At 73.7% G+C, this 6,246-nt stretch carries 6 protein-coding genes; 4 read left to right on the top strand and 2 right to left on the bottom strand.

Features of this window, described 5'->3' with window-relative positions; all coding sequences use genetic code 11:
• Window positions 1-362 precede the first annotated feature (362 nt).
• The 3 genes from L0B03_RS12585 to L0B03_RS12575 are packed head-to-tail and all read left to right on the top strand — an operon-like array spanning window position 363 to window position 2,865.
• Window positions 363-1,481 carry a heparan-alpha-glucosaminide N-acetyltransferase domain-containing protein gene (locus L0B03_RS12585; RefSeq protein WP_250446243.1) on the top strand — a complete coding sequence of 373 codons (1,119 nt, stop codon included), beginning with the start codon at window positions 363-365 and terminating at the stop codon, window positions 1,479-1,481.
• 17 nt (window positions 1,482-1,498) lie between these two features.
• The gene (locus L0B03_RS19360; protein ID WP_284501746.1) at window positions 1,499-2,008 is read left to right on the top strand and encodes a helix-turn-helix domain-containing protein; all 510 of its coding nucleotides are present in this window, start codon (window positions 1,499-1,501) and stop codon (window positions 2,006-2,008) included.
• On the top strand, window positions 2,005-2,865 hold the full coding sequence (locus tag L0B03_RS12575) for a M23 family metallopeptidase (protein ID WP_250446239.1): 861 nt from the start codon (window positions 2,005-2,007) through the stop codon (window positions 2,863-2,865). Before L0B03_RS19360 ends, L0B03_RS12575 begins: the two co-directional genes overlap by 4 nt.
• A gap of 1 nt (window position 2,866) precedes the next feature.
• Here the strand turns inward: L0B03_RS12575 and L0B03_RS12570 are convergent, their stop codons facing one another.
• Together L0B03_RS12570 and L0B03_RS12565 are read right to left on the bottom strand one after the other, a co-directional pair.
• The gene (locus L0B03_RS12570) at window positions 2,867-4,234 is read right to left on the bottom strand and encodes a PhoH family protein (protein ID WP_374204946.1); all 1,368 of its coding nucleotides are present in this window, start codon (window positions 4,232-4,234) and stop codon (window positions 2,867-2,869) included.
• A gap of 307 nt (window positions 4,235-4,541) precedes the next feature.
• Complete coding sequence (locus L0B03_RS12565) at window positions 4,542-5,303, bottom strand: isoprenyl transferase (protein ID WP_250446236.1); 762 nt, start codon at window positions 5,301-5,303, stop codon at window positions 4,542-4,544.
• 162 nt (window positions 5,304-5,465) lie between these two features.
• Here L0B03_RS12565 and L0B03_RS12560 point away from each other — a divergent pair, with 162 nt between their 5' ends.
• Window positions 5,466-6,146, top strand: coding sequence for a hemolysin III family protein (locus tag L0B03_RS12560; RefSeq protein WP_250446234.1), 681 nt, complete (start codon window positions 5,466-5,468; stop codon window positions 6,144-6,146).
• Window positions 6,147-6,246: the final 100 nt, after the last annotated feature.

Below are 6,246 nucleotides of genomic sequence, written 5' to 3'. Positions count from 1 at the left end.
GCCCCCGACTTGGCCGCGCCGCGGTGGGGGACGACGGTCCTGCTGGGCTGTCGGGTACGTGACGGGCGCGGGTCGTCGACGGTGCACGGAGGTCCCCCTCGGGTCGGCTCGGGCCCACGCTACGTGCCCGCAGGCCACGGCACGCCACACCCGGGCGAGCCGCAGAGCGCGCCGGACGCCGCTCCGGCGCCTATCGTCGAGCACAGGCGTGGATCGGAGGGCTCGTGAGGCACGCAGGGCTCGGGACGGCAGCCGGGAGCGGCTCCCCCCTGCCCGGACGTCCCTCGCCGGCCGTCGCCCACCCTCCGGCGACGAGGGCCCGGGGCCGCTCTCCGGCTCTCCCGACTCCCCGGACGGCCGAGGTGCGGCCGCAGACGCCCCCCGTCGAGCCCGCGGTCGGCATCGACGTCCCGCGCCAGCCCGCCCGCCTGGTCGGCATCGACGTCGCGCGGGCTGTCGCCGTCGTCGGCATGCTCCTGGTCAACAGCGGTCCCAAGGATCTCGAGGGAGCCGCGACGACCGCCTGGACGCTGGCCCACGGGCGTGCCTCGCTGCTCTTCGTGCTCCTCGCGGGGGTCGGCATGACCTTCCTGACGCGGCGGCGGCGAGGGCGGGACCTCGTCGGCGTGCTGCTGTGGCGCGCCGCCCTCCTCCTGGCCCTCGGTGTGCTGCTGGGGATGCTCGACCACCGGGCGCAGGTGATCCTGCCGACCTACGCCGTGCTCTTCCTGCTGGCCCTGGGGCTCGTGCACGTCCGCAGCCGGTGGCTCGCGCTCCTCTCGGCGTCGCTCGCGCTCCTCGGTCCGCTCGCGGTCCTCCTGGTGCTGCAGGCCACGGGACGCGAGTACGTGCGGGACGACGCCGGGGCGGCCCCGGACCTCCTGGACACCCTGGACCGGCTGGTGCTGACCGGCCCGTACCCGTTGGTGACCTGGACTGCGCCCTTCGTGCTCGGCCTCGCCCTCGGTCGGCTCGACCTCGGGGCGACCCGCGTGCAGCGGGCCCTGGTGCTCGCGGGCACCGGTGGCGCGCTGGCCTCGATCGGACTCTCGGTGCTGCTCGTCGCAGAGCTGGGCCTGCCGACGAGCCCGGCCGGCTTCGACCACCTGGTGCTGATGACGGCGCACAGCCAGATGCCGCTGTGGCTCGTGGGCGGAACCGCCGCAGCCGTCGCCGTGCTGGGGCTGTGCCTCCTGGCGGCCGGGGCCCGGGCCTCATGGCTGTGGCCCCTGGTGGCGACGGGACGGCTCGCTCTCACCCTCTACGCGACCCACCTGGTGGTGCTGCACCTGGTGCCCGAGCGCCCGCACCTCCACACGTTCGGTCTGGAGGTGCCCCTGGCCGTCATGATGACCTCGGGGGCGGTGCTGCTCGCGGTCCTGTGGACCGGGCTGAGGCGGGACGCCGGTCCCGGGCCGGTCGGTCCCCTCGAGCGGCTCATGCGACCGCCGTGGGAGCAGCGGCAGACAGTTTCTACGTAAGTACGTACTATCGGAGAATGACCTCCGACCTCACCGCCCGCCTCGCTGACCTCGAGGCCCGCGTCGCAGCCCTCGAGGCACCGTCGCAGCCCGAGGACATAGCCACCCCTCCGGACCCCGACCCGACCTTCTGGGCCCTGAACGGGTTGCGGGAGCGACTCCCGGACCCCGGCGGCGTCCTGCTCACCGGCGAGGTCGTGCTGCCCTCCGGGGCGCGGTACGCCTGGCAGGAGGGCTCGACCACCGAAGGGCTCCTCGAGGAGGACTGGACCCTCCGGGCGCCGCGCCTGGACGCTCTCGCGCACCCCGTCCGCCTGACCGTGCTGCAGGAGGTGCTGCGCGGCAACGGCGCCACGGCAGGACTCGCCGCGCTCGAGAGCCTGGGCACGCCGGGGCAGCTGCACCACCACCTGCGCCCTCTGGTCGCGGCGGGCTGGCTCCGTTCGGCAGGGCGGGGTCGCTACGAGGTTCCCGAGGCGAGAGTGGTCCCGCTCCTCGTGGTGCTGACCGCGGCAGCGCCGGCATGAGCGCCGCACGGGTCGCCGTCCCCCGTCGCGCCCGCCTCGCCGCCGTGGCCATGAACCCGGCTCTGGTGCTCGTCGCCCTGGTGGCCGTCTTCGCGGGCCCGTCCCTCGACGTGCCGTGGGCCCCCCTCCTGCCACTGATGGGGCTGCTGCTGGTCGCCCTCTTCCTGGCCGCGACCTTGCTGCCCCGACGGCTCGACGTCCCCGCCCTGCTCCTCGACTCCCCCGTGCAGGGGCCCTGGGAGGCCCTGAACAGCCCGGCGACCAAGACGCCCAGCCACGGCACCCACGGCTACGGGCAGACCTACGCCGTCGACCTGGTCCACACCCCCGCCGACGACCCTCGGCCCACCTTCGGGCAGGGACGGGCGATGCGGCCCCCGACGGACTACCCGGCCTTCGACCAACCCGTCCACGCCGTGGCGGACGGCGTGGTCTCCCGGACCTCGGACCGCTACCGCGACCACCGCAGCCGGTCGACCTGGCTCGCGGTCGCCTTCATGATGATCGAGGGCGTGGTCCGCGAGCTGGGCGGCCCCGGACCGGTCCTGGGCAACCACCTGGTCCTGCGGCTCGCCGACGGCAGCCATGTGGTCTACGCCCACCTGCGCCGGGGCAGCCTCGGGGTGCGCGCCGGGCAGCAGGTCCGTGCAGGGCAGGTGGTCGCGCGGTGCGGGAACTCGGGCAACTCGAGCGAGCCGCACCTGCACGTGCAGCGCTGCGACGTGGCTCGTGTCTCGCGGGCGGTCGGGCTGCCGTGGGCGGTGCGGGGCGGTCGCCCCGACGGCACCGACGGGCTGCCGGCCGACGGCGAGGTGCTCGACGGCCGACCGGCAGCCCCTCAGGACACGGGGCCGTAGGTCAGCCCTCGATCCCTTCAAGCATCTCGGTCACCAGTGCCGCGACGGGCGACCGCTCGGAGCGGTTGAGGGTGACGTGCGCGAAGAGCGGGTGGCCCTTGAGCGCCTCGATGACCGCTGCCACGCCGTCGTGCCGCCCGACCCGCAGGTTGTCCCGCTGCGCGACGTCATGGGTGAGCACCACCCGCGACCCCTGGCCGATCCGGGACAGCACGGTGAGCAGCACGTTGCGCTCGAGGGACTGGGCCTCGTCGACGATCACGAAGGCGTCGTGCAGCGAGCGTCCACGGATGTGCGTCAGGGGCAGGACCTCGAGCAGGTCGCGCTCCATGACCTCCTCGACCACCTCGGGGGCCACCAGCGCGCCGAGGGTGTCGAAGACCGCCTGGGCCCAGGGGTTCATCTTCTCGGCCTCGGAGCCCGGCAGGTACCCGAGGTCCTGGCCGCCGACGGCGTACAGCGGGCGGAAGACCATCACCTTGCGGTGCTTGCGCCGCTCGAGCACGGCCTCGAGCCCGGCGCACAGGGCCAGGGCCGACTTGCCCGTCCCGGCACGACCGCCGAGCGACAGGATGCCGATCTCCTCGTCGAGGAGCAGGTCGATCGCGATGCGCTGCTCGGCGCTACGACCGTGCATCCCGAAGAGCTCCTGGTCGCCGCGGACGAGCCGCAGCTGCTTGTCGGCCGTGACCCGGGAGAGCGCCGAGCCGCGCGGGGACTGCACGACCACCCCCGTGTGGCACACCAGCGGCCCGACGTCCTGCCCGGTGAGATCGACGTCGGCCAGGTCGAGACCCTCGGCCTCCCACATCGCGGCCATCTGCTGCTCGGGCACCTGGATCTCGGTCATCCCGGTCCAGCCGGAGTCGACGGCGAGCTCGGCCCGGTACTCCTCGGCCGCGAGCCCGACGGCCGAGGCCTTGACCCGCAGCGGGAGGTCCTTGGACACCAGGGTCACCAGGTGCCCCTCGTCGGCGAGGTTCTTGGCGACAGCGAGGATGCGGGTGTCGTTGTCCCCGAGGCGGAACCCGGCGGGCAGCACCGTCGGGTCCACGTGGTTGAGCTCGACCCGGAGCGTCCCGCCGAGATCGCCCACCGGCACGGCCTCGTCGAGCCGCCCGTGGCTGATCCGCAGGTCGTCGAGCATGCGCAGGGCCGACCGCGCGAAGTAGCCGAGCTCGGCGTGGTGCCGCTTGGCCTCGAGCTCGGTGATGACCACGACCGGCAGCACCACGGCGTGCTCGGCGAAGCGGAGGATGGCCCGCGGGTCGGACAGGAGCACCGAGGTGTCGAGCACGTACGTGCGCGGCCCCTCCTCGCTGCTCCGGTCCTGCTCCGTACCGGTCGACGTGCGAGTGGTGGTGACCACGGCGGGCTCCCTTCGGCGCGACGGCGCCGGGCTGGCTACCTCACGCCGGCGCGCGGCCGACGCTCGGGTGCTGGGTGGGGACGGTCGACCGGCCGGGCCGGGGACCGGCCCTCCTCCCGGAGCTGGTGCTCCATGGGCTGGCCTCCCGTGGGCGGCGGTTGCCACCCGTTGTCGCCGGACGCTACGCCGCGATCGGGGTGCGTCCACCACGACACGCGCCGTGATGCGAGATGTTCATCACGCAGTCACCGAGGGGCCCGGTGCACCACCCGGACGGCGCAGCGCTGCTCGGCGGTCGCTGGCCGCGTCAGCGCCCGAGCCGTCGCTCGCGAGCCGCGTAGGAGCGCAGGGCCCGCAGGAAGTCCACGCGGCGGAACGCCGGCCAGTAGGCCTCGCAGAAGTAGAACTCGGAGTGGGCCGACTGCCACAGCAGGAACCCGCCCAGCCGCTGCTCCCCCGAGGTGCGGATCACCAGGTCGGGGTCGGGCTGACCCTTGGTGTAGAGGTGCTCGGCGATGTGCTCGACGTCGAAGCCCTCGGCGAGCTCCTCGAGGGTCGTGCCGTTGCCCGCGTGCTCGCGGAGCAACGAGCGGACGGCGTCGGCGATCTCGCGACGCCCGCCGTACCCGACCGCGACGTTGACGTGCAGCCCCTCGACGTCGGCCGTGCGCTCCTGGGCGCCACGCAGGGCGGCTGCGGCGTCCTCGGGCAGCAGCTCGAGCGCACCCATCACCTGGATGCGCCAGCGTCGGGTCGCCGCGAGATCGGCCACGGCGTCGCAGATGATGGCGAGGAGCTCGGTGAGCTCCTCGGCCGAGCGAGAGAGGTTGTCGGTCGAGAGCATCCAGAGGGTGACGACCTCGACCCCGACCTCCTCGGACCAGGTGAGCAGGTCGGCGATCTTGTCCGCGCCCCGCCGGTGCCCGGTCGAGGCCGTCTCCCCCAGGGTGCGCGCCCACCGGCGGTTGCCGTCGAGGATGACGCCGATGTGCCGGGGGCGACCGTCGGCGGGCAACGAGGCGGCCAGGCGACGTTCGTACAGGCCGTAGAGCGGGTGAGGCAGGTGCATGCAGCGGTCCTCGGGCGTGGGTGGGCGGAGCCGAGCGGACGTACCGTCGGTCACCGTACAGCCAAGGATCCCGCGACAGCAGGCAGGCCAGGTACCTACGGCGTAGTAACCTACGGCCCCGTAACTACGGTGGGCGACCACCGGAGAGACGACGTCGTGCCGATGAACCAGACGAAGGAGGGCTCCATGGGTGCCGAGGCGATCGCAGACGCGGTCAAGCCACGCCTGCGTGGCTGGATCCATGCCGGGATGGCTCCCGTCGTCCTGGTCGCTGCGGTGGTGCTCGTCGTCGTGTCGCCGACCCGTGCCGCGGTCGTGGCCAACGCGGTGTTCGGCGTCAGCGCGATCCTGCTCTTCGGCACGAGCGCCATCTACCACCGGGGCACCTGGTCCCCTCGGGTCACCGGCGTGCTGCGACGGCTGGACCACACGAACATCTTCCTCATCATCGCGGGGACCTACACCCCGCTCGCGGTCCTGCTGCTGCCGAGCTCGACCAGCAGCACCCTGCTCCTGGTGGTGTGGGCCGGAGCCCTGGCCGGCCTCCTGGCCCGGGTGTTCTGGCTCGGCGCGCCACGATGGTTCTACGTGCCCGTCTACATCGCCCTCGGCTGGGTCGCGGTGTGGTTCTTGCCGGACTTCTGGGACCTGGGCGGGCCCGCGGTCGTCTGGCTCGTCGCGGCGGGCGGCCTGGCCTACACCGTCGGGGCCGTCGTCTACGCGACCAAGCGCCCCAACCCCAGCCCCCGGTGGTTCGGCTTCCACGAGATCTTCCACGTGCTGACGGTCGTGGGCTTCGGGTGCCACTTCGCTGCCGTGGCCCTCGCCACCGCGGCGGCCTGAGCCCCCGTCACACCGCAGCCACCGTCAGCGCAGCAGCGACCGCGCCTCCGGCCACCGCCACCAGGACGACGTCGGCCCGGCCCGCCGCGGCCGGGTGCCA

This window comes from Actinotalea sp. C106 (genome assembly GCF_023630195.1).
Classification (GTDB): domain Bacteria; phylum Actinomycetota; class Actinomycetes; order Actinomycetales; family Cellulomonadaceae; genus Actinotalea.
Note: the sequence above shows the minus strand (reverse complement) of the source record. Positions and strands in the feature narration are given on the sequence as shown.

Bases quoted from the DNA above. Each gene is read 5' to 3' on its own strand.
- L0B03_RS19360 (WP_284501746.1), top strand. From the start codon at position 1,499: ATGACCTCCGACCTCACCGCCCGCCTCGCTGACCTCGAGGCCCGCGTC.
- L0B03_RS12575 (WP_250446239.1), top strand. From the start codon at position 2,005: ATGAGCGCCGCACGGGTCGCCGTCCCCCGTCGCGCCCGCCTCGCCGCC.
- L0B03_RS12565 (WP_250446236.1), bottom strand. From the start codon at position 5,303: ATGCACCTGCCTCACCCGCTCTACGGCCTGTACGAACGTCGCCTGGCC.
- L0B03_RS12560 (WP_250446234.1), top strand. From the start codon at position 5,466: ATGAACCAGACGAAGGAGGGCTCCATGGGTGCCGAGGCGATCGCAGAC.